This is a genomic window from Bradyrhizobium sp. TM233 (genome assembly GCF_036247965.1).
In the GTDB taxonomy this organism is placed as follows: Bacteria; Pseudomonadota; Alphaproteobacteria; order Rhizobiales; family Xanthobacteraceae; genus Bradyrhizobium; species Bradyrhizobium ottawaense.
Genome location: NZ_BTIG01000051.1, coordinates 1 through 2,791, shown reverse-complemented (window position 1 = coordinate 2,791; position 2,791 = coordinate 1). Strand labels below are relative to the sequence as shown.

The following is a 2,791-nucleotide window of genomic DNA, read 5'->3' as shown; positions in this document are numbered from 1 at the left end:
ATCTCCGAGCGCAACCTGCTCGGCCGCGGTCTCTACGGCAAGGCCTCGGTCAGCTACGGCCAATATTCACGCGGCATATCGCTGTCCTTCGTCGAGCCCTATCTGCTCGACTACCGGATGGCGCTGGGGTTCGACACTTATTGGAAGCAGCAGAAGTCGAACAGCTATACGAGCTACGGCGTGACCACGCTCGGCTTCTCCCCGCGCATCGGCCTCGCATTGCGGGAGGACGTCTCACTCCAGCTGCGCTATTCGCTCTATCAGCAGAGCATCTCGCTCGCCAGCGCCTACAACAACTGCAACAACAACGCGTCCAACGCTTCGCTCGCCTACAACCCGACGCCGGCCTACATCCAGAACGTCCTGGGCGGTGTGGACCCGACCAACTCCACGAGCTCGGGGGTCTATGGCTACGGCTGCTACGGCGATGGCGAGTCGAGCCTGCCGGTCCGAAAGGAGCTGGCGAACGGCGCGACCTGGACCTCGGCGCTCGGCTACACGCTGAACTACAACACGCTCGACAACACCAAGAACCCGACGGACGGATTGCTGGTCGACTTCCGGCAGGATTTCGCCGGGGTCGGCGGCGACGTCACCTATCTGAAGACCGCGATGGACGCCAAATACTACACGCCGCTCGTCTCCGAGATCGTCAGCGTGATCCATCTCCAGGGCGGCCTGCTCAGCAAGCTCGGCAACCAGGATCTGCGCATGCTGGATCATTTCCAGATGGGCTCGAACCTCGTGCGCGGGTTCGCTTCGAACGGCATCGGCCCGCGCNNATGCCGTTCTGGTTCCTGCCCAAGGAGGTCGGCCTGAAGGGCGCGGTCTATGCCGACGCCGGCTCGCTCTGGGACTATCAGGGGCCGACCTCGTGGTCGGCCACGGGCGAAGTCAACACCAAGGCGTGCCCGACCTGCGGACTGCAATACGACGACGGCAACACGGTGCGATCGTCGGTCGGCGTCGGCCTGATCTGGGCTTCGCCGTTCGGGCCGCTGCGCTTCGACTATGCCGTGCCGATTACGAAGGGCAAATACGACGTCGTCCAGGAGTTCAGGTTCGGAGGAGGGACGTCGTTCTAGAGCATGATCCGGAANNTTCCGAAAGATCATGCTCAAAAAAGGGCGTCAGCCCGCGAGGATCCGCCGGCAGGCGTCGACATACACCTCCGCGCCGGTGACGATATCGGCGTCGGCGGTGTTTTCGGTCCAGTGATGGCTGATGCCACCGATCGACGGCACGAACAGCATGGCGGCGGGCATGACGGTTGCCAGCATCTGCGCATCGTGGCCGGCGCCGCTGGGCATGCGGATGGAACGTCCACCGGCCAGCGCCTTGCTCGCGGCTTCGATCGCATCCTGAAAGCCGGAATTCATCATGGCGGGCGCGCCGGTGCGGATTTTCTCAACGGTGACGGTGCAGGGACCCGTCGCGCTGACCTCGTCCGCCATGGTCCGCAGCAATTGCTCCAGTCGCGCAATGACGGCCGGATCGTCGTCGCGGATCTGGAACAGCATCTCGGCGCCGCCCGGAATGATGCTCGGCGCGCCCGGATCGAGCGTGATGCGCCCGGTGGTCCAGACCGTGCGCGGACCGCAGGCGGCTGGAAACCGCTGGTCGATCGCGACGCAGAACTTGGCCAGCGCCAGCCCTGCATCCTTGCGCACCGCCATGCGGGTGGTGCCGGCGTGGTTCTGCTCGCCGGCAAAGTTGATCTGGTATTGCCAGATACCGACGATGGACGTCACGACGCCGATCGCGAGCTTGCCGCCTTCGAGCGTGTCGCCCTGCTCGATATGCGCCTCCAGATATCCGACATGCCGGCCCGGCTCGGTGGTAGCGCGCGGGCGTCCTGCGAGCCCCATCTCGGCGAGTGCATCGCGCATGGTGCGGCCGCTGGTGCGGTCGCGTGCGGCGTCGATGTCGGCCTCGGTGACCTGGCCGACATAGGAGCGCGAGCCGAGGAAATGGCCGAAATGCCCTTCCTCGTCGCACCAGGCGGCGACTTCGACGGCGCCCTTCATGGCGGGATTGGCATTGAGCACGCGGGCCGCTTCGAGCGCGTAGACCACGCCGAGCGGGCCATCGAGCCATCCGGCGTAGTTCTGGCTCTCCAGATGCGAGCCGGCCAGAAGCTTGGGTCCGGATTTGGCGCTGGTGCCGAAGACGTTGCCGATGCCGTCGATCGCAGCGGTAAGACCGGCATCGGGCAGCTGCTGCACCAGCCAGTCCAGCGAAAGCCTGTGCGGCTCGGAGAAGGTCGGCTTGTGAACGCCGGACTTGTAGGCGCCGATGGCACGGAGCGCATTGAGATCGGCAAGGACGCGCTTCCCGTCGGCGGAAGGACGATTGTCAGGCATGCTCGGTAACCTTCAGCGCCTCGGTGCGGATCTCCTCGACCAGCCGTTCCTTGAGCTGGACGAATTCCGGCGTGGTCTTGATCTTGTAGGAGCGCGGATGCGGCAGGTCCACATTGATCTCGGCCTTGATGCGGCCGGGGCGCGCGCTCATGACGATGACGCGGCTGCCGAGGAAGATGGCTTCCTCGATGTCGTGGGTCACGAACAGCACGGTNNTGCTGCATGCCGCCGGAGAGTTGCTTGGGCCAATGGTTCTCGAAGCCGGACAAGCCGACCTGGCGGATGAAGGCGTCGGCGATTCCGTTGCGCTCGGCCTCGGACGCGCCGCGCTCGCGCAGGCCGAAGGCGATGTTCTCGCGCACGGTGAGCCAGGGAAACAGCGTGTAGGATTGGAACACCATGCCCCGATCGGCGCCGGGGCCGGTGAC

1 protein-coding gene and 2 pseudogenes are annotated in these 2,791 nt (G+C 65.2%); 1 reads left to right on the top strand and 2 read right to left on the bottom strand.

Annotated features, from left to right (window positions below; all coding sequences use genetic code 11):
- Positions 1-1,085, top strand: a pseudogene (locus AABA86_RS33235) (BamA/TamA family outer membrane protein); the annotation flags it as partial.
- Positions 1,086-1,130: 45 nt separating this feature from the next.
- Here the strand turns inward: AABA86_RS33235 and AABA86_RS33230 are convergent.
- Both AABA86_RS33230 and AABA86_RS33225 read right to left on the bottom strand, forming a co-directional pair.
- Positions 1,131-2,363: a Zn-dependent hydrolase gene (locus tag AABA86_RS33230; RefSeq protein WP_338309751.1), complete on the bottom strand. Its 1,233-nt coding sequence runs from the start codon at positions 2,361-2,363 to the stop codon at positions 1,131-1,133.
- Positions 2,356-2,791: pseudogene (locus AABA86_RS33225) on the bottom strand (ABC transporter ATP-binding protein); the annotation flags it as partial. The pseudogene AABA86_RS33225 and the gene AABA86_RS33230, both read right to left, overlap by 8 nt.

What these genes read in the sequence shown, in the direction of transcription:
- AABA86_RS33230 (WP_338309751.1), bottom strand. Translation starts at nt 2,363, where the DNA reads ATGCCTGACAATCGTCCTTCCGCCGACGGGAAGCGCGTCCTTGCCGAT.